A 26,030-nucleotide genomic window follows, 5' to 3' on the forward strand; every position below is an offset into this window, starting at 1 on the left:
GGTGATCATGGCCGCCGGGAAGTGGATGTCCGTGGGCCGGGTTAGCGTCGTCCCCGTGTTGGAGGCCACCCCGCAACCCCGGGCCGTCGCCGCGGCCGTGGCCCTGGCGCTGGCCACCTTCGCGTTCGTCACGACCGAGCTCCTGCCCGTCGGCCTGCTCACCGTGATGGCCGCCGACCTGGGGCGATCGCGCTCGGAGGTCGGCTTCCTGGTCTCCGGGTACGCGGTCGTGGTGATCCTGGCGTCGATCCCGCTGACCCGGCTGACCTCGCACCTGCCGCGGCGCACCGTGCTGGCGGGCACGCTCGCCGTGTTCACCGCGGCATCGGTGCTCACGGCGGCGGCGCCGTCGTACGAACTGCTGTTCGCCGCCCGCCTGGTGACCGCGCTGGCCCAGGCCCTGTTCTGGTCGGTGGTCATCCCCGCGGCGGCCGGCCTGTTCGCGCCGGTGGTGCGGGGCCGGGTCGTCGCCCGCCTGCAGCTGGGCACCACGATGGCCCCGCTGCTCGGCGTCCCGGTCGGCACCTGGCTGGGGCAGCAGGTCGGCTGGCGCATCCCGTTCCTCGTGCTCGCCGGGGTGGGGCTGCTGATCGGCTCGGCGGTGCTCGGGCTGATGCCGAGCGAGGCGCCCGATGCCACGAGCGCCTCCCGCGGGGCCGTCCCCGACCGGCGCCGCTACGTCGTGATCGTGCTCGTGACGTCGTTGGCGGCGATGGCCGCCTTCACCTTCTTCACCTACGTGACCCCGTTCCTGCTCGACGTGACCGGTGTCGCGGCGGGCGCGCTGGGCGCGTTCCTGCTGCTCGGCGGGCTGTCCGGGGCCGTGACGGCCGCGGTGCTCGGACCGCTGCTCGACCGCTACCCGTACGGTGCCGTCCTGCTGCCCGTGGCCCTGCTCTGCGTCACGCTGGCCCTGCTCACGGCGGCCGGCGGTGTGACGGTCGCCGTGGTCGTGGCCCTGCTGCTGTTCGGCACGGTGATGACGGCGCTGTCGAGCTCCGTCGGGACGGCCAGCCTGCACGTCGCCCCGGGGGCGACGGACCTCGCCGGGGCGGGCACCAGCACCGCGTTCAACATCGGGATCGCCGGGGGCTCCGCGCTGGGTGGGGCCCTGGTCGGCGGCGTCGGGATCGAGGCCGTCGCCCCGGTCGCCCTCGGTCTGGCGGTGCTGGCGCTGGCGCTGCTCCCGCTCGGTCTGCGTCCGAGCCCCTCCGCGGCCGTCGGCCCTGTCGGTCCCGTCGCCTAGGGTCGAAACGTGACGGGTTGCGTGGTGCACGGCTGGTGGGCGCTGCCCGCGCACGCCGCCGACCCCGGTCACCTGGTGCTCTGGGCGGAGGACGCCACGGGCCCGGCCCCGGTGCCGCGCCGCCGGTCCCAGCGGGCGCGGGTGCAGTCGCACCCGTTCGCGCTCGAGGCCGACGAGCTGCGGGGCGCACTCGGTCTGGACCGGACGGTGCCGGCGGGTGAGGCCGTGCTCGACCTGCCGGGGTTCACGCACACCCCGCTGGCGTCACCGCAGCTGAGCGACCTGGGCGTCGGGCTGGGGGCGGCCGCCGCCGAGGGCGAGCAACCGCGGCGGCGCGACGACGTCCGCTGGTCGGTCCCGACGCTGCAGGTCCCGCCCGCCGAGGCGCTGCTCTTCCTCGCCCGTGCTGCCGAAATGCACCCTGACGAGGCTCCGGACGGGCTCGAAGGTGTGCATTTCGGCAGCATGAGCGCGCTGTGGGGGGCGGAGCTGCGGTCCCTGGCCCTGCTGGCCGGGTTCGCGGGTGACCTGGCCCGGCGCGGGCGGGTGCTGCCGGTCGCCCTGCCGCCCCCGCCGGGCGAGACCGGCGGCCTGCCGAGCGCCCGGTGGCGGCCGGTCGTGTCGGGACCCGACGCCGACTGGCTGCGCTCGGCGGTGGCCGCCCTTCCGCCGTCCTACGGGGCCGGGCTCCAGCCGGGTGAGCACCTCGCATCCGCAGCGGCAGCGGTCGACGCGCTGACCGACGAACTGGTCCGGCTGCGGTTGGAGGACGAGCGCCCGCGGAACGTGACGCTGTCCGGGCTGGCCGGGTGGCGCGCGGCGTTGCGCCGGCCGGACGCGCGGTTCCGGGCCTCGCCCGATCAGCTGGCCGCCCTGGTGCGGGCGCTCGACCGCTGGCAGTCCGATGCGCTCGGGAACGCCATCGTCCGTGCGGTGTTCCGGCTCGTCGAACCGCGCGACGACGACGAGGAGTCGGTGCTGCGCCGCGCCGACGAGGCCGAGTGGCGCAGCGCTGAGGAGTCGCAGTTCTGGCGGGTCGACCTGGGCCTGCAACTGGCCGACGAGCCGAGCCGGTTCATCCCGGCCCGCGCAGTGTGGGACGGCGTCGACCTGCCGGCCGCCCTGACCGCCGAGGGGGCCCCCTGGCCGCAGGAGGTGTTCCTGGCCGAGCTGGGTCGCGCCGTGCGGTTGTACCCCGGGCTGTCGGCGGCGCTGTCGGGGCCGCGCCCGGTGGAGCTGCTGCTCGACACGGTGGAGGCGCACGAGTTCCTCGCCGAGGCGGCACCTCTGCTGCTGGGGGCCGGGTTCGGGGTCCAGCTGCCGGGCTGGTGGGGGTCGGCGCGGGCCCGGGTCGGGGCGCGGTTGCGGGCCGGGACGTCGACCCAGCCGGGCCGCGTCGACGGGACGCCGCGGTTCGGCCAGGAACACCTGGTCGACTTCGACTGGCAGCTCAGCCTGGGCGACCACGTGCTGACCGGCGCCGAGATCGACGACCTGCTCGAGGCCAACCGCCCGCTCGTCCGGCTGCGCGGTCAGTGGATGCAGGTCGACCCCGAGAAGCTCCGCGCCGCAAGGGATTTCCTGCGCCGTCAGGCCAAGGCCCGGATGACGGTCGGCGACGTCCTGCGGGTCATCGGTGCGGGTGACGAGGCGCCCGGCGGGCTGACCGTCACCGGCGTCGACGCCGAGGGCTGGCTGGCGCACCTGCTGTCGCCCGACGGTGGGCGCTCGATCGAACCCGTGGCCGCGCCCGACGCGTTCACCGGGACGCTGCGGCCCTACCAGGAGCGCGGGCTGGCGTGGCTGTCGTTCCTGGAGTCCGTCGGGCTCGGTGGGGTACTGGCCGACGACATGGGGCTGGGCAAGACGGTGCAGCTGCTGGCGCTGTTCGCGTCGGACCTCGGTGCGGGCGAAGGAGGCGGACCCACGTTGCTGGTCTGCCCGATGTCGCTGCTCGGCACCTGGGAGCGGGAGGCGGCGAGGTTCGCGCCGCAGCTGCGCGTACACGTGCACCACGGGGCCGGCCGGTTGTCCGGCGACGACTTCGAGAAGGCTTGCGCCGAGGCCGATCTCGTGGTCACGACCTACTCACTGCTGGCCCGCGACGCGGCCCTGCTGCGCGGCCGCGAGTGGCGCCGGGTGGTGCTCGACGAGGCGCAGGCCGTGAAGAACGCGGCCACGCAGGCCAGCGTCGCCGCGCGCACCCTCACCGCGCGCAGCCGGTTCGCGGTCACCGGCACCCCGGTCGAGAACCGGCTGGCCGACCTCTGGTCGCTGATGGAGTTCGCCAACCCGCGGCTGCTCGGTGACGCAGCGGCGTTCAAGAAGCGGTTCGCGCTGCCGATCGAGCGGGTCGGCGACGCGGAGGCGGCGGCCCGGCTCAAGGCGCTCACCCAGCCGTTCGTGCTGCGCCGGCTGAAGACCGACAGCTCGATCATCGACGACCTGCCGCCGAAGCTGGAGATGGAGATCCCGTGCCCGCTCACGGGGGAGCAGGCCGCGCTCTACCAGGGTGTGGTCGACGAGATGCTCGAGCGCATCGACCGCAAGGACGGGATCGAGCGCCGCGGGCTGGTCCTCGCCGCCATGACCAAGCTGAAGCAGGTCTGCAACCACCCGGCGCTGCTGCTGCACGACGGGTCGAGGGTGCCGGGCCGGTCGGGCAAGATCGCGCGGTTGGAGGCGATCGTCGAGGAGATCCTCGAGGCCGGTGAGAAGGCGCTGCTGTTCACCCAGTTCGCCAGTTTCGGCGCCACGCTGCAGACCCACCTGGCGGCCCGGTTCGGCCGGGAGGTCGCGTTCCTGCACGGCGGGGTCGACCGGCGCGGGCGGGACGAGCTGGTGCAGCGCTTCCAGCAGAAGGGTTCCGGCCCGCCTCTTTTCGTGCTGTCCCTGAAGGCCGGTGGCACCGGGCTCACCCTGACCGAGGCCAACCACGTGATCCATGTCGACCGGTGGTGGAACCCGGCCGTGGAGGACCAGGCCACCGACCGGGCCTTCCGGATCGGGCAGTCCCGCACCGTGCAGGTCCGCACGTTCGTCTGTGCGGGCACGCTGGAGGAGAAGATCGCCGCGATGATCCGGGACAAGCGCGCACTGGCCGAGACCGTGGTCGGCACCGGCGAGCAGTGGCTGACCGAACTGTCCACCGACCAGCTGCGCGACCTGGTCACGCTCGACCGGGCGGTGGTGGGATGAACGACGAGGAGCCGGAGAAGGCCGACCGGTTCGCCGACTTCGGGCCGCCCATCCCGGTCGAGGGAGGACTGGTGGCCCGGTCGACGCGGGGGTTCATCGGCGAGGAGTGGTGGTCGCGCCGGTTCATCGACGTGCTCGAGTCGTTCTCGCTGGGCGGGCGCCTGACCCGCGGCCGGGCCTACGCCCGCAAGGGCCAGGTGATCTCGCTCGATGTCGCACCCGGTGAGGTGCGCGCCGAGGTGCAGGGCTCGCGCGTGCGGCCCTACCAGGTGCGCATCGGGCTGCCCGTGTTCACCGAACTGCTGTGGGCCAAGGCGGAGGTGGCGATCGCCGAGCAGGCCATCCACGCGGCCCGGTTGCTGGCCGGGCAGTTCCCGCCCGAGCTGGAACCGGTGTTCGCGAAGGCCGGGGCGCCGTTCTTCCCGGCCCGGCTGTCGGACCTGTCGCTGTCCTGCTCGTGCCCCGACGGCGCCATCCCGTGCAAGCACCTGGCCGCCGTGTTCTACCTGCTGGCCGAGCGGTTCGACGACGACCCGTTCCAGATCCTCCTGCTCCGCGGGCGGTCCCGCGGCGAACTGCTGGCCCGGGTCCGCCGGCTGCGGGGCGAGGAGGAACCCGACCCCCGGGCGGACGACGTCCCGCCCGTCGCGCCCGTCGGTGCGGCCGCCGCGCTGGTCGGGTTGGTCCCCGTCGGGGTGACGGGTTCGTCGGTGAGTGACGTACCGGGGCGCGGGGCGTCGTCCGACCCGATGCGGTTCTGGACGGCAGGTGAGCCGCTGCCCGTGCCGAAGCACCCGGCCCTGCCGCCCGACCTGTTGTTGCGCTCGCTGCCGACGCCGGGGTCGGCGCTCGGTGGAAGCCGCCTGCTCGCCCAGCTGGCCCCGCTCTATGAGGGCCTGGCCGACTCGTAGTCCAGGATGTGCAGCCACCACCGCTGTAGCCCGACGTCGCAGCCCGCACCCTGACCCTCTACGGCGCCTGGCCCTCCACGACGCTTGACGTGACCGCCCGAGGGCGAGGACACCGGGTACGAGCGTTGCACTGCTTTGCGGTGAACGCCCATTGGCGTTCGGGCTCGATAGCCAATCGGCCTTCACCGCAAAGCTGGCAACACCTGGCCGCTCTCACCCTCGTCCAGGACTGAGTCAGGTGGGCTGGTGCGCCAGCTTCGCCGCGAACGATCCTTCCGGGTACCGGGCGCCCGCCGGTCGTAGGGTGTCGAGCCGGGCCAGGTCGCTGTCGGTCAGGGCGAGCGTGGCCGCGGCCGCGTTCTCCTCGACGTATTTCACCCGCTTGGTGCCCGGGATCGGGACGACGTCGGCGCCCTGGGCCAGCAGCCAGGCCAGGGCGACCTGGCCGGCGGTCGCGTCGTGCTCGCCGGCGATGGACTGCACCTCGGCGACCAGCGCCAGGTTCGCGTCCAGGTTGCCGTCGGCGAAGCGCGGCATGCTCTTGCGCATGTCGTTCTCGGGCAGGTCGGCGACGCTGGTCACCGTGCCGGTCAGCAGGCCCCGCCCGAGCGGGCTGAACGGCACGACCGTGATGCCCAGCTCGCGGCAGACCGGCACGACGTCGACCTCGAGGCCGCGTGTGAACAGCGACCACTCGCTCTGCAGGGCGCTGATCGGGTAGGTGGCGTGTGCTCGACGCAGGTTCTCGGGGGAGGCCTCGGAGATGCCGACGTGACCGATCAGGCCCTCCCGGACGAGTTCGCCGAAGGCCCCGATGGTCTCCTCGACCGGCACGTCCGGGTCGACGCGGTGCAGGTAGTACAGGTCGACGTGCTCGACGCCCAGCCGCCGCAGTGACGCCCGGATCGCTTCGCGCACGTGCTCGGGCCGGCCGTCCACGCCGCCGGGCGCGCTGCCCGGGTCGGTGTCGGCGACGAAACCGCACTTGGTGGCCAGCACGATCTCCTCCCGCCGCCGCGACACGACGGGGCCGATCAGCCGTTCGTTGGCACCGGCGCCGTACACGTCGGCCGTGTCGATCAGCGTGACCCCGAGGTCGATGGCCCGGTTCAGGGCGGCCAGCGACTCCGTGTCGTCGGGCGACCCGTACGACTGGCTCATCCCCATGCAGCCCAGCCCGACCGCGCCGACCAGCGGGCCGCCGGTCCCGAGCTGCCGTTGGGGGAAGGGGGTCTGTCCCAGCGCGTGCTCCGTCATACCGGAACGCTACGTCCGGCGGCGGAGGACCTGCCATTCCAGGGCCTCGGCCAGCATGTAGACCACGACGGAGACCAGCGCGACCGTCGCGGCGATCACCCACATCATCCGGTAGTCGAGGAAGCCGCGGGCGTGACCGAGCAGCCCCCCGAGGCCGGTGCCGGTGACGAACTGCTCGGCGAGCAGGACGCCGGTCAGCGCCCGGGGCGCGGCCAGCCGCACCGCGGTGAGCAGGTGCGGCAGCGCGTTGGGCACGGTCACCAGCCGCAGCGTGGTGAACGGGCCGGCGGCCACGGAGTCGAGGACGGCCAGCGGTCCGGTCGGGGCCCGCTCCAGGCCGCCGAGCACGGTCACCAGGGCGGGGAAGAAGGTCACGCTGACCGTGACGACGGTGATGGTCAGCGTGCCCCGGCCGAAGACCAGCGCGATCAGCGGCGTCAGCGCGACGATCGGCATGGTCTGGCTGAGGAATGCGAACGGCATCACGGCGCGGCCGGCGGCAGGCAGGAGGCTGAGACCGACGGCCAGAACGAACGCCGTCCCGATGCCGGCCAGCGACCCGAGCGCGGCGTCGAGCAGGCTGGCGCGTAGGGTGGGCAGCAGGTCGGCCCGGACGTCGGCTGCGTGCGGCCCGGTGACGAGGGAGCGCCAGACGTCGGCGGGAGAGTTCATCAGCATCGACGGCAGGCCGGTGGCGCGGATGAAGGCGTACCAGGCGCCCACCACGACGGCCAGGGACACCGCCGTCCACGCCAGTACGCGCAGACCGCTCAACGCGGCCTGGCCGGCGTTCTGCGGGCGGGCGCGGACCTCGGTGGCGAACACCTGCAGCGCCTCGGCCTGGCCGGTCGACAGGGCCCGTCGCAGCAGCCCGAACAGCCCGTAGGCGGTGGCCGAGATCGCGGTCGCGACCAGCCCGATCGCCCACAGGGTCGGCGGGTCGGCCCGCCCGAGCGAGCCCAGCAGGTAGACGCCCAGCCCGGCGTTGCTACCCATGAACTCGCCGAGCAGCGCACCCAGCATGGCGGCCGGGGCGGCGACCTGGAGACCGGACAGCAGGTCGGGGACGGCGGCCCGCACCCGCACCAGCCACAGCTGCCGGAGGAACCCGCCACCAGCCGAGGTGACCACCCCCAGCGCATCGCCGGGGGCGTGCCGCAGACCCTGCACGGTGCTGACCAGCGTCGGGAAGAACACCGACAGCGCGGCCAGGGTGATCTTCGGCCAGTCGCCGGGCAGTGCGATGGCCAGGATCGGCGCGACCACGACGACCGGCAGGCAGAACAGCGCGACCATCAGCGAGCGCCCGGCCCGTTCCACCCCGGGCACCAGGACGTAGAGGACGGCGAGCGCGACGGCGACGAGGTTGCCCAGCACGAATCCGGCCCCGGCGGCCTCGACGGTGGCCAGCACGTGTTGCGGGTAGTCGCTGCGGCTGCGCCAGAACGCCGCCACGATCGCGGTCGGGGCGGGCAGGGCGCCGTCGCCGATCAGCGCCAGCCGTCCGACCACCTCCCAGACCCCGAGGACGACCAGCGCGGTCAGCCCGTTGCGGCCCGCCTTGGCGAGCGTGCCCGAGGTCATCGCGCGGCCTGAATCGCGTCGGCCAGGGTCAACGACACCTGGTCGACGAGGCGGTGGAACGCCTCGGTGCGCATCAGCTCGGCGGGGCGGGGCCGCTCGAACGGCACGTCGACCACGTCGATGACCCGGCCGGGGCGGGCGCCCATCACGACCACCCGGTCGGCCAGGAACACCGCCTCGGGGATGGAGTGGGTGACCATCACACAGGTGCTGCGCCGCTGCAGCCACAGGCGCTGCAGCTCGAGGTTCATCGACGTGCGCAGTAGCTCGTCGAGCGCTCCGAACGGTTCGTCGAGCAGTAGCAGGTCGGGGTCCAGCGCCAGCGATCGGGCGATCGCGACCCGCTGCCGCATGCCCCCGGACAGCTGCGCCGGCCGCGCCTTCTCGAAGCCGGTCAGGCCGACCAGGGCGATCAGCTCGTCGATCCGCTCCCAGTCCACCCGGCGGCCCGCGGCCTGCAGGGTGAGCGCGATGTTGCGGCGCACCGAGCGCCAGGGCAGCAGCGACGCGTCCTGGAAGGCGACGCCGATCCGGCCGGCCCGGCGCAGCGCGCGCGACGGCTGACCGTCCACGGTGATCACCCCCGCGGTCGGGGCGTCGAGGTCGGCGATCAGCCGCAGCAGGGTGGACTTCCCGCAGCCCGAGGCGCCGATCAGCGCCGTGAACGAGCCGGGTGCGAGGTCGAGGCTGACGTCGTCCAGGGCGAGCACCCCGCCCGACCCGCCGTAGCGCCGGCTGACTCCCTCCACGAGGATCCGGCCCCGCTGCGCGACCTCCGGGGTCTCGGCGACGGCGGTCACGACGCCACCCCCTCCCGGCGGGCCTGCAGCTCCAGGATCGGCGGCAGGTGCTCGTGCTCGGTGCCGGGGATCAGGTCCCAGAACACGCGCCCGGGGGCGCGGTCGACCCCGGCGACCCGGATGGTCCGGGTCGGGGTGACCACCCAGTCGACCGGGACGTCGTGCGCCTCGCCGACCAGCACGTCGTCGACGAACTGCTCGTCGTGCACGATGTCGACCACCTCGGAATCCGTTCCGGTGAGGCCGATCTCGGACAGCATGGCCCATTCGAGGTCGAAGTAGCCGTGCCCCTTGCCGAACCGGATGCCGTTGGCGCTGACCGCCGAGCCGCCGGTGACGAGCAGCCGCAGCGGCGGGCCGCCGGTCAGTTCGGCCAGCGTGACCGGGGTGGCGTAGCGGTCGAGCCCGTCGAGGGTGGCCGCGTAGCTGATCTCGGCCTCGGGCACGGTGCCGGGTTCGACCCGCAGGAACCCGCGGCGGATGCCGTAGGTGGTGACCAGCAGCCGCTTCCCGGCCCCCAGCGCCTCGCGGCGCAGCAGTTCGGTGGAGTTGTCCGGGGTGATGAACACCTCGGACGCCTCCCGCCAGGCGGGCAGGTCGAGGACGCGGGCGGTGGCCACGTCGTTGCCCTCGAAGTCGGCGATGAACGACGAGAAGTCCCAGTGGAAGCGGGAGTCCGGGCGGCCGACGCGGCGCAACGCGGCCCAGATCCGTTCCCGGTGGTGCTGCACCACGTCGAGGGTCGGTTCGGTCAGGTCGCTCAGCTCGGTCATGTCAGGCTCGCTTTCCTCGCAGCGGAAGGACGATCTCGGCCGGGGCGCGGGTGCGCAGCTCGGCCAGGTACGCGATGTCGGCGAGCCGGGCCATGTCCAGCGCGTCCCACGCGATGCCCGCGGGGCGCCGGTTCTGGCCGGGCGTCGGCCGCACGCCCTCGGGGGTGACGATCAGGTCGGCGACCACGTCGAGCCGGTCCGGCACGACCTCGGCCTCGAGTACCTGGTCGGCGTGCACGACGCCGACGATCGACGTGCTGTCCGTGACGAGCCCGAGTTCGGCGAGGATGCCCCACTCCAGGTCGAGGTAGGCCCGCCCGGTGCCGACGTGCACCCCGGACGTGGTGAAGGCGATCCCGCCGGTGACCATCAGGTCGACGCGCTCCAGGGCCGAGAGCGCCTCGAGGTCGAGAACCGTTCCGTACCGCTCCATCCCGTCGAGGGTGGAGGCGAACTCATGGTGCTCGGGGGCGATGGTCGCCGGGTCGAGCAGCACCAGCCCGCGGCGCATCCCGTAGGTCGGCACCAGTACCCGCTTCCCGGCCCCCAGGCAGGCCAGCGTGAATCGCTGGAGGCTGTTGTCGGGGGCGACGAACAGCAGCCGGGCGGCGGCGTACTCAGGCCGGGCGGTGAGCAGTGCGTGACACCGGGCGGACCCGGTGAAATCGGGGACGAAGGCGCTGAAGTCGAGGTGGAACCGGCTGTCCGGCAGGCCGATCCGGGTGAGCACGTCGCGCATCAGCAGCCGTACCTGCGCCTGCTTGACCACGAACGTGCCGCGCCCGGGTTCGCTGGAGAGCAGGCCCTCGCGGACGACGTCCTCGGTCGCCCGGCGCACCGTGCCCCGGCTGACGCCGAACCTGCGCATCAGCTCGCCCTCGGGGGGCAGCGGATCGGGCGAGTTCAGCGGCTGGGCCAGGGCCAGGGCGCGCAGCGCGTCGCGCACCTGGACGTACGCCGGGGTGTGACCGGAGGTCGACGGAGTCATCCGCGAGGGCCTCTCTTCCTACGAGACAGGGTTTCTCAGTCGGACAGCAGCGTGGTGTCGAACATCGCCGGGGTGGCCTTGATGCCGACCAGGCCGAGGGTGTCGATGGTCTCCTGCACCGTCTGCGGGGTCATCGAGAAGATCCCCGCGTCCGACTCGATCAGCGGCTTCTGGGCCTTGTTGAAGTACACCTCGTTGGCCTCGGTGCGGCCGTTGCCCTTGAAGTAGGAGGACATGAAGGTGGGCGGGTAGACGGTCGGGTCCTTCAGGTTCTCCGTCCAGCCCTCCTGGCTGGCCTGCAGGAAGGCCTTGACCTCGGCGCGGTGCTCGGCCAGGAAGTCCTTGGTGACGACGACCGTGTCGTTGGGGATCTTGTACCCGTAGTCGTACATCAGGAAGGACGACGCCTTCTGGCCGGCCTGCTCGATGGTGAACGGCACGTTGGTGGTGAAGTCGACGGTGGCGTCGACCTCGCCCTTGATCAACGGCGTCGGGTCGTAGGCGTAGGGCACGACCTTCACGGCCTTCGGGTCGACCTTGTTGATCTTCAACATGGCCTCGAAGGCCAGCTTGTTCACGTCGGGCACGGCCACGGTCCTGCCGACCAGGTCGGCGGGGCTCTTGATGCCGGAACTCGTCAGGCTCACCACGCCCAGCGGGTTGCGCTGGTACTGGGTGCCGACGATGACCAGCGGCGCGTCCTGGTCGACGATCGCGTTGATCGTCGTGTCGGGGCTGGTCAGGGCGATGTCGGCCTTGTTGGAGATCAGCGTGCTCTCGGGGATGACGTTCGGGCCGCCCTTGACGTAGTCCACGTCGAGCCCGGCCTTCGTGTAGTAGCCCTTGTCGAGGCCGACGAAGTAGCCGGTGAACTCGGCGTCGTTGACCCAGGAGGCCTGGAAGGTCAGCTTCGTCGGGCCTGTGCTGGACGACGAGCCGGACGAGCCGCCGCCGCAGGCGGCGAGCAGCAGGGCCGCGGCGGTGACCGCCGCGGTGGTGAGCAGGGCGCGGGAGCGGGCGGGACGTCGTCCCGCGGCTCGAGCGGTTCGGGTCAGCTTCACGGGGGGCTCCAGGGAGGTCGGCGGATACGGGAACGCTAGGAACCGCCTGTGTCGTGCTGCCTGCCCTGTCCGTTTCCAAGGTGTAAACGTCTAGACGTTTGAATGCTCGTTGGATGCTTCAGCCGCATGGCGAACCGGTCGATCCGTCACCGTGCCGCCGTCCTGTCCGAATCGACCCGCCCCCGTAACCACGGAGCGGCACACGTTCGGCACTATCAGGTGGTGAGCATCCCGCCCGAGCCGGACGAGACCCAGCCGTCGACCCGAGCCGAAGCCTTCCCGCCTCCGGGCGGGGCGTCGTCCCACCCGCAGACCGCGGAGCACGCGCGGCTCGCGGAGTCGCCCGGCTCGACCGGGCCCTGGCGGATGTGGGGCCCTTACCTGGCCGGTCGCCAGTGGGGGACCGTGCGGGAGGACTACACCGCCGACGGCGACGCCTGGTCGGCGTTCCCGTTCGACCACGCGCACGCCCGGGCCTACCGGTGGGGCGAGGACGGGCTGGGCGGCATCTGCGACCTGTACGGCTTCCTCAACCTGGCCGTCGCGATGTGGAACCGGCAGGACTACCTGCTCAAGGAGCGCCTGTTCGGGCTGACCAACGGCGAGGGCAACCACGGCGAGGACGTCAAGGAGTACTGGTGGGCCGTCGACGGGACGCCGTCGCACAGCTGGATGCAGTGGCTGTACCGGTACCCGCAGACCGCCTACCCGTACGAGCAGCTGCGGGCCGAGAACGCCCGGCGCGGGCGGGACCAGCGCGAGTACGAGCTGGCCGACACGGGCATCCTGGACGACGACCGCTTCTTCGACGTGATGGTCACCTACGCCAAGGCCGCCCCCGACGACATCTGCATGACGGTCACGGCGACCAACCACGGGCCCGATCCGGCGCCCCTGGACCTGTTGCCGCAGATGTGGTTCCGCAACACGTGGGCCTGGGGCCGGGACGCGCGGCGCGGTTCGATGAACCAGCTGCTACCGCCCACGCTGGCCATCGGCGGCGTCGAAGCGGTCGAGGTCGAACACGGCTACCTGGGTCGTTACTACCTGGCCGCGGAGGGCGCGCCGGTGCTGCTGTTCTGCGACAACGAAACCAACGCGGTCGCGCTGTTCGGCGCCGACCGGAACAACAGCGCCTACCCGAAAGACGGTGTGAACCGGCGCATCGTGCACGGCGACGAGTCGGGGATCAACCCGTTCGACGAGGGGACGAAGGTCGCCGTCTGGTACTCGTTCGACGAGGTCGCGCCCGGCGAGTCGGTGACCGTGCGGCTGCGGCTGTCGCCGAACCCGCCGTCGGAGAGCACGTTCGGGCCCGGTTTCGACGCCGTCCTGCGCGACCGGCGGTCGGAGGCGGACGAGTTCTACGACCAGGTCGTGCACACCGACCTGCCCGACGCCGACCGGCACGTCGCGCGCCGCGCCTACGCCGGGCTGCTGTGGGGCAAGCAGCTGTACCGCTACGACGTGGAGCAGTGGCTGGACGGCGACCCGGCCGTGGCGCCGTCACCGGACTCGCGTTCGGGGCCGGGCGGGCGCAACGTGGGCTGGCGGCACGTCGCGCTCGCGGACGTCATCTCGATGCCCGACGAGTGGGAGTACCCGTGGTTCGCCGCGTGGGACCTGGCTTTTCACGCCATTCCGCTGGCCCACGTCGACCCCGACTTCGCCAAGGAACAGCTCGTGCTGATGTGTCGCGAGTGGGCGATGCATCCCAACGGCCAGCTGCCCGCTTACGAGTGGGCGTTCGGCGACGTGAACCCGCCGGTGCACGCCTGGGCCGCCTGGCACGTGTACCGGATCGATGGGTACCGCGATCAGGGGTTCCTGATCCGGGTGTTCAGCAAGCTGCTGCTCAACTTCTCGTGGTGGGTCAACCGCAAGGACGCCTTCGACTCGAACCTGTTCGAGGGCGGCTTCCTCGGGATGGACAACATCGGCCTGTTCGACCGGTCGGCGCCCTTGCCGCCCGGGTACCGGCTGGAGCAGTCCGACGCCACGTCGTGGATGGCCTTCTACACCCAGCAGATGTTCAAGATCGCCCTGGAGCTGAGCCGGCACGACTCGGCCTGGGACGACACCGCCACCAAGTTCCTCGAACACTTCCTCGCCATCGCCCGGTCGATGAACACCTTCGGCACGCAGGGCAAGTCGTTGTGGCACGAGGAGGACGGCTTCTTCTACGACGTCCTCGTCGGGCCGGACGGTTCCGCGGAGCCGATGCGGGTGCCGTCCATGGTGGGGTTGTTGCCGATTCTCGGGGCGACCGAGGTGCCCTCGTGGATCTCCGACGAGTGCCCCGACGTGACGGCCCGGCTGCGCTGGCTGCAGCGGCGGCGCCCCGAGACCGTCGGGCCGCTCCTGTTCAACAAGGGCAAGGGTGAGCGGCGGATGTTGCTGTCGCTGCTCGACCAGACGAAGCTGCGGCGCATCCTGGAGCGGATGTTCGACCCCGACCAGTTCCTGTCGCCCTACGGCATCCGGTCGCTGTCGGCCGCGGTGAAGGACCGGATCACCGCGCAGGTCGGCGGGCGGGACTCCTCGATCGAGTACGAACCGGGTGAATCCCGCACCGGGCTGTTCGGCGGCAACTCGAACTGGCGCGGCCCCGTGTGGTTCCCGGTCAACGTGCTGCTGGCCGACAAGTTGCGCGCCTACGGGCGGCACTTCGGCGACTCGTTCACCATCGAGATCCCCACCGGCTCGGGCAACGTGTGCACGCTGCAGCAGGCGGCCGACGTCATCGACAACGGGCTGACCGCGTTGTTCCGCCCCGTCAACGGCCGCCGACCCGCGGACGGTGACCGGATCGAGGCGTCCGACAACCCGTTGTGGGCCGAGCACCCGACGTTCAGCGAGTTCTTCGACGGCGACACCGGTGAGGGCCTGGGTGCCACCCACCAGACCGGCTGGACGGCGCTCGTCGCGCACCTGCTCAACCCGCGCCTGCCCCCCGACCCGCGTGGTCTGACCTGACCCGCCGTAGCGGTCGGTCTCGCTACGAGGCACATCAACGATCGTTGATGCGGATGGACGGATGCGCCGCCGCGTCGCACTACGTCCCGCCGAGTAACACTGCCCGGTAGGACTTTTCGGTAACACCTGTGGGTAAGTTGCCATGCCGGAATCGCGATCGCACCGTGGATCTCAGGTCCTCGTTGCGAGGTGGTTCCTGTGTACAAAGGCGTACGCACACGCGTCCAGATCATCCTTGTTACCGTGCTTCTCGTGGGATTCCAGCCCGGGAACGCAGCCGGGGCGGCCGCCGCGCCGCCCGTCGGTCCGGCCGGCACGGCCTTCTACGATCCGCCTGATCGTTCGCCCGCCGGGCGGCCCGGTGACGTGATCCGGTACCGGCGGGTGGCGGCGCTGCCCGGCACCCGGGCCTGGCGCATCCTCTACGTCTCGCGCAGCGCGCTCGACCGGCCGATCGCCGTGTCGGGGCTGGTCATCGTGCCCACCCGACGCATGGACGGTCCCCGGCCGATCGTCGGGTACGGGCACGGCACAGCGGGTCTCGCCGACTCGTGCGCGGGGTCGCTGTCCCCACTGTCGGTCGCCGGGCAGGTCGTCGGCGCGCTGGTCAGGGGCTGGGCGGTCGCCTTCACCGACTACGAGGGGCTCGGCACTCCGGGGCTGCACACGTACCAGGTCGGCCGCAGCGAGGGGCGGTCGGTGCTGGACGCCGTGCGCGCGGCCCAGCGGCTACCCGCGGCCGGCCTCGGGTCGTCGAATCCGGTCGGTTTGTGGGGTTATTCGCAGGGCGGGGGAGCGGTGGCCTGGGCGGCCGAGCTGCAACCGGCCTATGCGCCGGAGCTGAACCTGGTCGGGGTGGCGGCCGGCGGCACTCCCGCCGACCTGCGCGCGGTGGCGGACAAACTGAAGGACACGCTGATCGGCCCGATCCCGCTGGCCATGACCGCGCTCGGGTTCGACGCCGCCTACCCGGACTTCCACTTGGACGAGCTGCTCAGCGACCGCGGTCGTGAGGTGCTCGGCAAGGTGAAGGTCGACTGCATGGCCGCCATCGCGGCCCGGCTGGCCGGCCGCTCGCTCGCCGGCCTGACGAGACGGGACCCGTTGCAGGACGAGGTCTTCCTGCGCCGCCTCGACGAGAACCGGCTCGGGCAGCACCCACCGAATGTGCCGGTCCTGCTCGTACATGGGCGCAGCGACGAGGCGTCGCCGATCGGGCAGGCCCACCAGCTCGCGAAGGAGTACTGCGCGGCCGGGGTCGACGTCACGTGGAAGACGTTCTGGGGTGATCACCTCGTGGCCGGGGTGACGAGCCAGCCGACGGTGCTGCGCTTCCTGGCCGACCGGTTCGAGGGAAGACCGGTCACCACCACCTGCTGAGTCAGCCCAGGTGGGCGAGATCGAACAACCGGCCGTCGGCGGTCTGTCCATTTCCAGAGGCCGGCCGGCAGTTCTGGCCACCCCATACGAACAGTTGGCCGCGACCCATCGCCGCGGCGGAGCCGGACCCGCACTGGTCGGCGGGTAACGAGAGCCGGTGCAGTTCGCCGCGGGCACTCGAGTAGGCCCAGGCACCGGTGGCCGTCACCGCGTAGACGCCGTTCGCGTCCGCGTCGACCCAGCCGGGGTATTCGAGGACGGGCCCGTTGGGCACCGACATGTCCGAGGGATTGAATGAGGACGCCTTTGTCCAGGCGCCGTTGCGGGACGACATCGTGTACACGTCGGTGCTCTGCGTCGTGCCCACTCCGAGCCAGAGGGCGTCGCCGACGAAGGCCGACCAGAGACCGGTGAAGTCGCGGTCCGCGGCAAGTCGGGGCCCGGGCAGGGCAGTGATCTCCTCACCCGTGCAACCGTCGAGGACGTGCGTGACCAGTCCGGAAGCGCTCCTGACCGTGGCGGCCACGCCCCAGGGGCCGACGGTCAGCGAATAGACCGGAGCGCCGAGATGCAGTGCTTCCCAGGGTTTTTCACTCAACGAACCGATGATCACGGCGTCGGTCTTGGCCGGCCCCTGGCCTGTGCCCCCGGCGCCGAAAAAGAGTCGTCCGCAGCTGCTCACTCCGGTGGCGTAGGACAGGCCGGGCAGGTCACCTCGCGGAGTGAGTGGTTCCCAGGTCCGGTCTGCAAGTGAGTACACCGCGCCGTCGGTGCGGCTGGCGCAGGTGGAGGCGGCGCAGTTCTGCTGCCCACCCCAGACGACGAGTTTCGAGCCGACCACCAGCGCGGACGCCCCCGAACGGTTGCCCACGGTGGTGGGCGGCAGGGCCTTCCATGCGGCGGCGCCCGGGTCGAAGGCTGCGCTGCCACCGGTGTCGACGGTCGTCTCCTTCCACCCGGACTGCCCACCCAGCACGATGTATTCGGTGCCGGTCCACACGGCGACGGCTCGTTCCCGGGGCGTGAGCGGCGCCGGAGGCAGTGCGACTCCCGCTACCGTGTCGACGTGGCTTCCGGGCAGCAACGACCCGGAGGGGCCGCCGCAGGCCGACAGGAACACCGCGAGCAGGACCGCCGCGGTGACGAGGGGTCGGACGGGACGGGATGTCATCGCGCTGCGCATTGGTTCAGATCCCCCATGTCCTGATGATCCGCGTCATCGTAGACGAGGTGGTCAGCCCGTTCGACCAGGTCGGAACCCTTCAGCAGCGCCCGGGGGACCACCGCGTCGGTGCGTGAGACGACGACGCAGGTGGCGCGGACGGTGGGAACGGGCACCGGACCGGCCGCCGTGGTCCGGCGGGCTTGCATGACGTCGGAACAGATCTCGTGGTAGGTGCCCATCAGACCCGTGCGCGCCCGTGACGACTCGACACCGGGCCAGTCCTGCAGCGCCGGGCACATCTCGTCGTAGTAGGCCAGGATCGCCGGCGAGACCGAGGCGGTCCCGAAGACCTGCCACAGTCCGTCGCTGAGGGTGCGGAGCCGTTCGTGGCGCGCGGACGACCTCAGGGTGGACAGTGAGGCGATCTCCTTCGCGGGCAGGTAGGCGGCCGCCAGGATCGCACTTTGATCCGTGAAAGTACGCGGCAGAGGTTGTTTCGCTTCATAAGCTCGCGCCCAGTGGTGTTCCGCGGCCAGTTGGCGTGCACCCAGGTACCGAGCCGCGTCGAGCCCGGTGGGGAATGGATGGCTGAGCCAGATGCCCTGCAGCCGCCCGAGCCCGCTCAGGTAGCTGAGGCGCTGGGACGCGAAAGATGCCCCTACGAAGGAGGTCACGCGGCTGCCTGTGCGCTTCTCGACGGCACCGACCGCTGCGGCGTACTCGTCGGGTCTGAACCCCCACCCGCCCGGCGTCCCCAGACCGCAGGCTTCGACGACCGGAAGCGGTTCGTCGCGCCGTCCGCCCCGGATCCGTTCGTATCGCGCGGACAGGGCGTCGGCGCAGCGAGCGTCTACCTCACGGGTGACCCACGGCTCCTCTAGCGCGATCAGGCGATTCGACCGGATGCTGCTGGGCAGCCGGCTGCGCATCGCCCCCAACTGGGTCGCCGTCGGGGCGGGCACGCCCGGCCCGCCGAGGTCGACCAGTGTGGCGGTGGCTCCCGGCGCCCCCGGACTGGTGACGAACCGAATGGTGCGCGTGCCGACCGTGACGCTGCGGCAGGCGGTCCGCACCTGGTCGGCGCAGGTCGGCCCGGTCGCCTCGGTCGCGTCCTCGCCGCGCCCAGGCCCGGGGTCCGCGGGAGCCGAACAGGCGGCCAGGCCCATCGTCGTCGCGGTGAGAACGGCCGCCAGCGTGCTGATCCGGGAGGGGCGGGAGGCCCGGTGCCGGGCCCCCCACCCGCCCGTGACGATTCCTACCATCCGGGATCGGTGTACTTGTCGTTGTCGTACTGGCAGGCGTTGCCGCACAGCCGGGTGGTGAGCCAGGCGTAGTCCGCGTAGGTCAGCTCCTGCGAGGAGTTGTAGGTGCGGGCAGCCATGGCGAAGTCAATCTGGAGCTGATCGCTGGTCGAGCCGTACCAGCCCGTCCCCATCGAGTTGCTGTTCGAGTCGGGGTAGATCTCGATCTTCGACGAGCAGTAGATGTACGGCACGGTCACCGACGCACCGCCGTAGCCGAGGGTCGCCGAAGCGCCGTTGTTACAGCTCTGGGATGGCTTCGGAGCCCAGTTGTCCAGCGTGTCCATGCGTCCTTCCGTCCCCGACCAGGGGCGCGAACGGATGGTGAAGTCCGTGATGTTGCCCTTGGCCGGGTCAGCCAACGCCCACCGGTTGTAGACCCAGTTGCGGGTGCCGGGAGCCTGCCACTTCTCGTAGCAGGTCACCAGCTTGTTGTCGTTGGCGCTCCACGGGTTGTCCCACCAGACTGTTCGGCAGCCGCCGCCACGCTTGGTCATGCCGCTCGAGCTGACCACGGCGTCGGCCGGTAGCCCGCCGGTGCTGGACGTGACGTCGTCGGAGTCGGTACCGCCCACGACCACACCGAAGCCCGCCGGTTCGGTACTCGTGGCCGGACGGCTGAGGAACTGGACCTCAGCCGGCTCACCCTTGGTGACGAGCATCGCCTGGCCCGCCCCGTCAGGCAGGTCGGTCCTGACCACGGTGACGTCCTTGGTCCGGACCAGTCGCCCACGCCGGGCCTCGTCGTCCAGGAACGTCTTGACGCGGTCCTTCGACCTGCCGACGGCCTTGTCTCCCCGGACGAAGTCCGCCGTGTCGGTCGAGGCCTTGACCACGGTTCGCGTCACCGGTGCCTGGACCTGTGCGGCGGATGCCGAACCGGCCTGGCCCGCAAGGGCCACCGCCGCCAGGACGCACATGGTCGAAAGCGCAGAAAAATGGCTGCGCAGAGCTGTTTTCATGTTCCCCCACCCTCTATCGGTTGACATGCCGAACGAGGGCTCGCCCAATGCTTGCAACCCCCCCCGGGCGGCTTGCAGAACGTAGCAGGCGGGATCAAAAGGCGGCAAGGGTTCGATTCGGACACTGCTACGGAAAGGTCGCGATCTCCGTCAGCCTGATGAAGGCGCCGAGCTCGAGCAGGCCCTTCGTCGAGGTCGGCATGTAGGCGGTCAGCGCGCTCGAGCGGATCAGCACGGTCAGCCACTGCGCGCGCGACGCGGCCACGTTCACCCGGTTGCGGTCGAGCAGGAAGCCCATGCCGCGGGGCACGTCCCCCTGCGACGACGCGGTCATCGAGATGATGGTCACCGGTGCCTCGCGGCCCTGGAACTTGTCCACCGTGCCGACCTGTACCGCGCCGAACCCGGCCGCGGCCAGGCGTTTCCGGATCAGGTGCACCTGGGCGTTGTACGGCGCAACCACGAGAACGTCGGCCAGGGTCAGCGGTCGCGGGGCGGCCGGCGGGGCGTGCCACGTCGTCCCGACCAGCCGGCGCACCTGGGCGACGACCTCGTCGGCCTCCTCGGGTGACTCCGACCCGCGCTGGGTGTGCTCCAGCCGGACCACCTGCAGCCCGGGCTCGACGCCCTCCAGACGCCGTTCCGCCGTGCACGGGTGAGCCGACAGGCGGCCCTCGTACGACAGGGCCGAAACGCGCTCCGCCAGCGCGGGATGCATCCGGTACGTGTCGGCGAGGAAGTACCCGAGCTCGGGTGGCATCGTGTCGTGGGAGTCCATCAGCCAGCCGAGCGCCGAGGCGTCCACCGGCTCTGCGTGTACGCCCTTGCTGACCTGCGGCAGTTGCTGCGGGTCGCCGAGCAGCAGCAACCGCTTCGCCGCGGCGGAGGCCGCCATCGTCGGGGCCAGCGCGAACTGGCCGGCCTCGTCGACGACCAGCAGGTCGAGCTCGGCGTCGGCCAGGTCCCGGCTCGCGTAGGCCCACACGGTGCCCCCGAACACGCACCCGCCGCTCGACGAGGAGTCGTCCACGAACGCCCGGGCGGCAGCGTTGTCCCGCAACGAGATCCGGCCCGCCCCGGGCGTCTCCGGGCGGATCTTGCCCACCCGGCCCGGCTCGAGCCCGGCCTCGATCACGCCGTCCAGCAGGTGCTCGATCACCGAGTGGGACTGCGCGACCACCCCGATCCGCCAGCCGTGCTCCTCGACCAGCCGCCGGATCACCCGGGCCCCGGTCCAGGTCTTGCCCGTCCCCGGCGGGCCCTGCACGGCGACGTACGAGTCGTCCATGCCGAGCAGCGCCGCCACGGCGTCGTCGACCACGGAACCGGTGTGCGGGAGCGCACTCCCGGGACGCAGCCGGGGCGGGCGGCGCAGCAGCAGGTCGATCGCGGCCCGGTCGGGCAGGACGCCGTCCGCGGCCTCGGCGGTGAGGGCGGCCATCGCCGCCTCGATCACCTCGGTGGACGGCGGGCGCGCCGGTACCAGCGCCTGCGGCAGTGCGTCGTGGCGGGCGTCGGCCGGCGCGGTCTCCACCAGTTCCACCTGCGACTCGTCGTCCCCTACGACGATCTCGAAGTCCCGGGTGGTGCCGAGCATCGAGCGTTCGGGCACGTCCACCCCGGGCGGCACGGGCTCCCCGTACACGGCCGCGGCCTTCGTCTTCGGCGTGCTGCCGGGCCCCCACTCGCCGGTCAGGCGGACCCGGCGGAAGTGGTTCCGCTTGCCCGCCGGGACGTTCCAGTCCTCGACCACCTCGGCGTCGAGCACCTGGAACACGTCGCGCTGGGGTCGCCAGTACTCCACCGGCAACCCCAGGCGTTCGAAATGCTCCCAGTAGAACGGGGCGTTCTCGCGCCGGTAGTAGCCGCGCGCCTCGGCCAGCATGGCGAAAGCCTGCTGCCCGCCGGTGCGTTCGGCCCGCACGAGCGGGCCGGCAAAGCTCATCAGGCGCGTGAACACTTCGTCCGGCGGGGTGACCTCGGGTTCGCCGGGCACGGCCGGCGGCCCGGAGAACGTCGGTGCGTCGGGCTGGTCCAGCAGCCAGTCGCGCAGCAGTCGGGTCGACACGCAGTCCAGCCGGTTGTACTCGGTGATCGCCTCCCGCCGGGCCTGTGCCTCGGCCAGCTCGCCGCGGTCCCGGTGCTCGCGGTACTCGTGGTACGCCACGATCGATGCGTCGCCGGCCGTCACGTCGGAGCCGGAGCGCTTCGGCATGTAGAACGGCTCGAGTTTCTTGATGCTGTAGGACGGTTGGGAGATGCGCACCGCCCCCCGCACGGTTGCGTACAGGTCGACGAGGACGCCGTCGCGCAGCAGGTCGTCGAGCTCGTCCTCGAACCGGTGGTACCGGCGGGTCAGCCGCAGCAGCGCGCTGCGCTCGTAGGCCGCGTAGTGGTAGACGTGCAGGTCCGGGTATGCGCGCCGGCGCTCGAGCAGGTAGCGCATGAAGCTCTCCAGCGCCTCCCGTTCACCGTCGCGGTCGTCGGCCCACCAGGGGCGGAACGTGCCGTCGACCTCCAGTGCGCCCCACAGATATTCGAGCCCCCAGAGGGTGAGGTCGCGTTCGACGTAGAGCGGGTCGCCCTCGAAGTCGAAGAAGACGTCACCGGCGGACGGTGCCGGCAGGGTCGACAGCACGGCCCCCGCCATGGGCGTCGGTTCCACGAAAACCGCTCGCGGCTGGCCGTTCTCGTCGACGCCGGCGTCCAGTTGGCGCTGCTGCAGGGCGGCCTGGGCGACGAGCTTCTCGAACGTCGCGGGCGCCATCCCGGGTGGACGGTGGCCGGCGCCGGCCGCCGCCAGGTCCGCGACCGTGCTCAGCCCCTGCTCGCGCAGCTTCAACCGCTGGTCGACCCGGACCCCGGCCACCAGCAACAGGTCCCGCCGGTCCGCGATGGCCGCCGCGCACTCCGCGCACCGCCCGCACGACGCGAACCGCGGGTCGTCGAACTCCAGCGGACCGTCGTCCGCCCGGTGCTCCTCGAGCATGGCCAGCAACCGGGCCCGCCGTTCGACGAACACCGGCAGCACGTCGTCCAGCGCGAACGTCTGCCGCTCGCCGCTGCCGAGTTCCAGCGCCCCCTCGGGCGCGACCGGCAGCCCGGCCCGGGCCAGCTGCTCCGCGTACGCCGCGACCTGCAGCAACGCCTTCGGCCGAGCCTGGCGGGCCAGCTTCGCGTCGCTGACCAGCCACGTGTCACCCACCCGCTCCACGAAGTCGGCGTACCCCAGGAACGACCCGTCGAAGAACCCGGCCTGGAAGACCACGTCAGGTTTCTCGTCGAAGGCGGCCAGCGTGCGCGCGTGCATCGCCAGCAGTTCCGCCCGGCGGTTCGCCTCCGCCCGGGGGAGGACCGTGACCGACCGCCCCGCGCGCCGCATCGCCGTCAGCACCGCGGCCTCGTGCCGGTCGCCCAAGTCGGCGATGTGGGCCAGCAAGGGGTCGTCGTCCGCGGCCAGGGCGTCGATCCGCCCGAGCCCCTTGTCCAGGGCGCGGAGCACGCCGTACTCGCACTGCGACGCCGCAGTCAGGTCCGAGGCGCTCCAGACGACGTCCCCGTCGACCACGAGCATGCGTGCGTACCTCCCAGCGTCGCCTGCGGGGCAACGGTACCGTCGCGCGCGTGGACGTCGTCGTGGTCGGTGCGATCAACGTGGACTTCGTCGTCGAGGCCGAGCGGCTGCCCGGACCCGGGGAGACGGTGGTCGGCGGGGACGTGTCCCGGCACGGCGGCGGCAAGGGGGCGAACGCAGCCGTGGCCGCCGCCCGCGTCGGTGCCCGGGTCAAGTTGGTCGGCGCCGTCGGGGCGGACCCGACCGGTGTCGAGGCGCTCGCCGAACTGCAGGCCGAGGGCGTCGACACGGCCCAGGTCGCCGTCCTGCCCGGCACCCCGACCGGGGTCGCCCTGATCTCCGTCGCCGCCGACGGCGAGAACCAGATCACCGTCGGCGCCGGGGCCAACGGCGCGCTGACCGCCCTGCACGTCGAGGCCGCGCTCACCGACGCGTTGTCCGGAGCCCTCCCCACCGGCACGTGTGTGCTGGTCAGCACCGAGATCCCGCTCCCCGCGGTCGCTGCCGCCCTGCGCGGCGCCCGGCACGCCGGGGTGACCTGCGTGCTCAACCCGGCCCCCGTCGTCCCGGGGCTCGCCGGCCTGCTCGAGCACGAGCCGCTGATCACGCCGAACCGGTCGGAGGCCCTCGCCCTGGCGGGCGAGCTGGAGATCCCGGTGGACGACGTCCGCCGCCTGTCCGCGCTGCTCGCCCACCGCACGGGGTCGCCCGTGGCGATCACGCTCGGCGCCGACGGGGTGGCCGTGTTCGTCGAGCACGAACCCGAGGTCGTCCTGGCCCCGCGGGCGACGGCCCGGGACACCACCGGTGCCGGCGACACCTTCAACGGGGTCTTCGCGGCCCGCCTCGCGGCGGGGGACCCCCTGTCGGTCGCGGCACGTTACGGGGTCGTCGCCGCGAGCCTGTCCGTCGAAGAGGTCGGCGCCCGCAGCGGGATGCCGTCGGCCGCGGCCGTCGAGGCCGCCCTGCGCCGCTGAGGCGTGGGCCACCTCCGGGCGGCCCGGGACGGTCTGTGGATTCCGTACTATCGCCGGTGTGATGGACCGGCTGCCCGTGGCGCGCACCGCGCCCGACGCCTGTCCGGGGGTGCTGCGACCGTTCCATGCCTCGGACGGGGAGATCGTGCGGGTGCGGGTGCCCGGGGGGTTGCTGACCGTAGCCGGGCTCCGGGAGCTGTCACGGTTGTCGGCAGCCCACGGCGACGGCCGGGTCGGGCTGACCTCCCGCGGGAACGTGCAGCTCAGAGGCCTGTCGGCGGGGTCGCTGACCGCGGTCGAGGCCGGCTGCACGGCCGCCGGGCTGCTGCCGCACCCCACGCACGAGCTGGTCCGCAACATCGTCGCCTCCGCCCTGTCGGGGCAGGGGGCGGGCGGGCTCGCCGACACCGATGGGCTGGCCGCGGCCGTGGACGCGGCCATCTGCGCGTCCGCCCGGTTCGCCCAGCTGCCCGGCCGGTTCCTGTTCGCTGTGGACGACGGAAGCGGGGACACCGCGTCGGTGGCCGCGGACGTCCGGGCCGTGGCCGCCGGGCCTGACGAGTTCGCGCTCTTCCTGGGGGGTGAACCGGGCCCGGTCGTGGCCCGGGCTTCGGTGGTCGTGCTCATGCTGGCCGCCGCGGAGGCCTTCCTGGACGTGCGCGGCGACGCCTGGCGGGTTCGCGAGCTGCCCGCGGGTGCCCTGGCCGACCAAGATCACCGACTGTGCCCGGTTTCTGCGAGTGAGACTGCTGATAACCGGGCACTACCGGTGATCTTGGAACCGGGCGTCGTGGACCAGGCCGACGGGCGGGTGGCCCTGGTGGCGATCGCTCCCCTCGGCCTGTTGGACGCCGGGCAGGTCGAGGCGCTGGCGGCGTGCGCCGAACTGGCCTCGCCCGAGGCAGCCACGGTGCGGCTCACGCCGTCCCGGCGGGTCGTCGTCCGGGACCTCGACCTGCCGGCCGCGCTCGCGGCCCGGGAACTGTTGGACGCCGTCGGCCTGGTCGTGCGCGCCGGTACCGGCTGGGACCGGCTCACCGCGTGCGCGGGGCGGCCCGGGTGTGCGAAGTCGCTGGCCGACGTGCACGCCGACGCGCGGGCCCTCGTCGACGGACTGGCCGCGGACGGGCCGGCGCTGCACCTGTCCGGCTGCGACCGGGCGTGCGGGGCGCCCGCGGGCGCGACGCGGCTGGTCGCCACCGGTACCGGCTACACCGAGGTAGCGCCGTGAACGACTGGCCGGGCGGGTACGAGACGTCGGGGCCGCAGATCTACGTGGAGTCGTTCGCGACGATCCGGCGCGAGGCCGACCTCAGCGCGTTCGCGCCGGACCTCGCGCAGGTCGTGGTGCGGATGATCCATTCCAGCGGAATGGTCGACCTCACCACGGATCTGGACGCCAGCCCCAACGCCGTCAAGGCGGCCCGGACGGCGCTGCAGGGCGGCGCGGCGATCTTCTGCGACGCGCAGATGGTGGCCAGCGGGGTGACCCGGTCGCGGCTGCCCGCCGACAACGAGGTGATCTGCACGTTGAACGACCCGGCGGTACCCGCGCTCGCGGCGTCGTTGCAGACCACGCGCAGCGCGGCCGCGATCGATCTGTGGGGTGACCGGCTCGAGGGCGCGGTGGTGGCGATCGGCAACGCGCCGACCGCGTTGTTCCGGTTGCTGGAGCTGCTGCGCGACGGGGCGGTGCCCCGGCCGGCGGCGATCCTCGGCATCCCGGTGGGTTTCATCGGGGCGGCCGAGTCGAAGCGCGCCCTGGCCGAGAACCCGCTCGGGTTGGACTATCTCGTCGTGCACGGGCGTCGCGGGGGCAGCGCGATGGCGGCCGGGGCCGTGAACGCGATCGCGAGCGAACGCGAATGACAACGCGA

The 26,030-nt window shown here is 72.3% G+C and carries 18 protein-coding genes; 8 read left to right on the plus strand and 10 right to left on the minus strand.

The genetic code is table 11. The features are described from left to right. Positions 1 to 55: 55 nt before the first annotated feature. From ACIB24_RS07145 to ACIB24_RS07155, 3 genes are read left to right on the plus strand one after another with little or no spacing between them, the layout of a single operon-like run. Entirely contained in the window at positions 56 to 1,246 is a 1,191-nt protein-coding gene (locus ACIB24_RS07145; protein WP_398277332.1) for an MFS transporter, read from the plus strand. Positions 1,247 to 1,255: 9 nt separating this feature from the next. Next, a complete protein-coding gene (locus ACIB24_RS07150) occupies positions 1,256 to 4,444 on the plus strand; it encodes an SNF2-related protein (protein WP_398277335.1) in 3,189 nt (1,062 codons plus the stop codon). Next, positions 4,441 to 5,355, plus strand: a complete 915-nt coding sequence (locus tag ACIB24_RS07155) for an SWIM zinc finger family protein (RefSeq protein ID WP_398277338.1) — start codon at positions 4,441 to 4,443, stop codon at positions 5,353 to 5,355. Before ACIB24_RS07150 ends, ACIB24_RS07155 begins: the two co-directional genes overlap by 4 nt. A gap of 234 nt (positions 5,356 to 5,589) precedes the next feature. Here ACIB24_RS07155 and ACIB24_RS07160 read toward each other — a convergent pair whose 3' ends face one another. Genes ACIB24_RS07160 through ACIB24_RS07185 form a run of 6 tightly spaced genes read right to left on the minus strand, consistent with a single transcriptional unit; the run spans position 5,590 to position 11,818 of the window. Further along, positions 5,590 to 6,612 carry an aldo/keto reductase gene (locus ACIB24_RS07160; protein ID WP_398277341.1) on the minus strand — a complete coding sequence of 341 codons (1,023 nt, stop codon included), beginning with the start codon at positions 6,610 to 6,612 and terminating at the stop codon, positions 5,590 to 5,592. Between the two features lie 9 nt (positions 6,613 to 6,621). Next, positions 6,622 to 8,196 carry an ABC transporter permease gene (locus ACIB24_RS07165; RefSeq protein WP_398277344.1) on the minus strand — a complete coding sequence of 525 codons (1,575 nt, stop codon included), beginning with the start codon at positions 8,194 to 8,196 and terminating at the stop codon, positions 6,622 to 6,624. Continuing rightward, positions 8,193 to 8,996: an ABC transporter ATP-binding protein gene (locus ACIB24_RS07170; RefSeq protein WP_398277347.1), complete on the minus strand. Its 804-nt coding sequence runs from the start codon at positions 8,994 to 8,996 to the stop codon at positions 8,193 to 8,195. Before ACIB24_RS07170 ends, ACIB24_RS07165 begins: the two co-directional genes overlap by 4 nt. After that, on the minus strand, positions 8,993 to 9,769 hold the full coding sequence (locus ACIB24_RS07175; protein WP_398277349.1) for a 5-formyltetrahydrofolate cyclo-ligase: 777 nt from the start codon (positions 9,767 to 9,769) through the stop codon (positions 8,993 to 8,995). Before ACIB24_RS07175 ends, ACIB24_RS07170 begins: the two co-directional genes overlap by 4 nt. 1 nt (position 9,770) lies before the next feature. Then, on the minus strand, positions 9,771 to 10,757 hold the full coding sequence (locus tag ACIB24_RS07180; RefSeq protein WP_398277352.1) for a 5-formyltetrahydrofolate cyclo-ligase: 987 nt from the start codon (positions 10,755 to 10,757) through the stop codon (positions 9,771 to 9,773). A 35-nt stretch (positions 10,758 to 10,792) separates the two neighbouring features. Next, entirely contained in the window at positions 10,793 to 11,818 is a 1,026-nt protein-coding gene (locus tag ACIB24_RS07185; RefSeq protein WP_398277355.1) for an ABC transporter substrate-binding protein, read from the minus strand. Positions 11,819 to 12,184: 366 nt separating this feature from the next. Between ACIB24_RS07185 and ACIB24_RS07190 the strand changes: the two genes are divergently transcribed. Next, complete coding sequence (locus ACIB24_RS07190) at positions 12,185 to 14,794, plus strand: MGH1-like glycoside hydrolase domain-containing protein (protein ID WP_398278754.1); 2,610 nt, start codon at positions 12,185 to 12,187, stop codon at positions 14,792 to 14,794. Between the two features lie 243 nt (positions 14,795 to 15,037). After that, positions 15,038 to 16,174 carry a lipase family protein gene (locus ACIB24_RS07195; protein WP_398277358.1) on the plus strand — a complete coding sequence of 379 codons (1,137 nt, stop codon included), beginning with the start codon at positions 15,038 to 15,040 and terminating at the stop codon, positions 16,172 to 16,174. Position 16,175: 1 nt separating this feature from the next. Here the strand turns inward: ACIB24_RS07195 and ACIB24_RS07200 are convergent, their stop codons facing one another. From ACIB24_RS07200 to ACIB24_RS07215, 4 genes are all read right to left on the minus strand, one after another. Continuing rightward, the gene (locus tag ACIB24_RS07200) at positions 16,176 to 17,345 is read right to left on the minus strand and encodes a hypothetical protein (protein ID WP_398277361.1); all 1,170 of its coding nucleotides are present in this window, start codon (positions 17,343 to 17,345) and stop codon (positions 16,176 to 16,178) included. After that, positions 17,342 to 18,505: a hypothetical protein gene (locus ACIB24_RS07205; protein WP_398277364.1), complete on the minus strand. Its 1,164-nt coding sequence runs from the start codon at positions 18,503 to 18,505 to the stop codon at positions 17,342 to 17,344. The genes ACIB24_RS07200 and ACIB24_RS07205 overlap by 4 nt, the downstream gene beginning before the upstream one ends. Before the next feature lie 89 nt (positions 18,506 to 18,594). Further along, positions 18,595 to 19,560: a hypothetical protein gene (locus ACIB24_RS07210; protein WP_398277367.1), complete on the minus strand. Its 966-nt coding sequence runs from the start codon at positions 19,558 to 19,560 to the stop codon at positions 18,595 to 18,597. Positions 19,561 to 19,729: 169 nt separating this feature from the next. Beyond that, entirely contained in the window at positions 19,730 to 23,176 is a 3,447-nt protein-coding gene (locus ACIB24_RS07215) for a TM0106 family RecB-like putative nuclease (protein WP_398277370.1), read from the minus strand. Positions 23,177 to 23,226: 50 nt separating this feature from the next. On the opposite strand from ACIB24_RS07215, the gene ACIB24_RS07220 reads away from it, so the two are divergent. The 3 genes from ACIB24_RS07220 to ACIB24_RS07230 all read left to right on the plus strand — a co-directional run bounded on the left by ACIB24_RS07220 (position 23,227) and on the right by ACIB24_RS07230 (position 26,022). Next, a complete protein-coding gene (locus tag ACIB24_RS07220) occupies positions 23,227 to 24,153 on the plus strand; it encodes a ribokinase (protein WP_398277373.1) in 927 nt (308 codons plus the stop codon). A gap of 61 nt (positions 24,154 to 24,214) precedes the next feature. Beyond that, a complete protein-coding gene (locus ACIB24_RS07225; protein WP_398277376.1) occupies positions 24,215 to 25,384 on the plus strand; it encodes a precorrin-3B synthase in 1,170 nt (389 codons plus the stop codon). Then, entirely contained in the window at positions 25,381 to 26,022 is a 642-nt protein-coding gene (locus ACIB24_RS07230) for a precorrin-8X methylmutase (protein WP_398277379.1), read from the plus strand. The genes ACIB24_RS07225 and ACIB24_RS07230 overlap by 4 nt, the downstream gene beginning before the upstream one ends. Positions 26,023 to 26,030 lie beyond the last annotated feature (8 nt).

This window comes from Spongisporangium articulatum, assembly GCF_044465595.1.
In the GTDB taxonomy this organism is placed as follows: Bacteria; Actinomycetota; Actinomycetes; order Actinomycetales; family Kineosporiaceae; genus Spongisporangium; species Spongisporangium articulatum.

Excerpts from the sequence above, each read along its gene's own strand:
- ACIB24_RS07155 (WP_398277338.1), top strand. The coding sequence starts at position 4,441 with ATGAACGACGAGGAGCCGGAGAAGGCCGACCGGTTCGCCGACTTCGGG.
- ACIB24_RS07160 (WP_398277341.1), bottom strand. The coding sequence starts at position 6,612 with ATGACGGAGCACGCGCTGGGACAGACCCCCTTCCCCCAACGGCAGCTC.
- ACIB24_RS07165 (WP_398277344.1), bottom strand. The coding sequence starts at position 8,196 with ATGACCTCGGGCACGCTCGCCAAGGCGGGCCGCAACGGGCTGACCGCG.
- ACIB24_RS07175 (WP_398277349.1), bottom strand. The coding sequence starts at position 9,769 with ATGACCGAGCTGAGCGACCTGACCGAACCGACCCTCGACGTGGTGCAG.
- ACIB24_RS07180 (WP_398277352.1), bottom strand. The coding sequence starts at position 10,757 with ATGACTCCGTCGACCTCCGGTCACACCCCGGCGTACGTCCAGGTGCGC.
- ACIB24_RS07190 (WP_398278754.1), top strand. The coding sequence starts at position 12,185 with ATGTGGGGCCCTTACCTGGCCGGTCGCCAGTGGGGGACCGTGCGGGAG.
- ACIB24_RS07200 (WP_398277361.1), bottom strand. The coding sequence starts at position 17,345 with ATGACATCCCGTCCCGTCCGACCCCTCGTCACCGCGGCGGTCCTGCTC.
- ACIB24_RS07205 (WP_398277364.1), bottom strand. The coding sequence starts at position 18,505 with ATGGGCCTGGCCGCCTGTTCGGCTCCCGCGGACCCCGGGCCTGGGCGC.
- ACIB24_RS07210 (WP_398277367.1), bottom strand. The coding sequence starts at position 19,560 with ATGTGCGTCCTGGCGGCGGTGGCCCTTGCGGGCCAGGCCGGTTCGGCA.
- ACIB24_RS07215 (WP_398277370.1), bottom strand. The coding sequence starts at position 23,176 with ATGCTCGTGGTCGACGGGGACGTCGTCTGGAGCGCCTCGGACCTGACT.
- ACIB24_RS07225 (WP_398277376.1), top strand. The coding sequence starts at position 24,215 with ATGGACCGGCTGCCCGTGGCGCGCACCGCGCCCGACGCCTGTCCGGGG.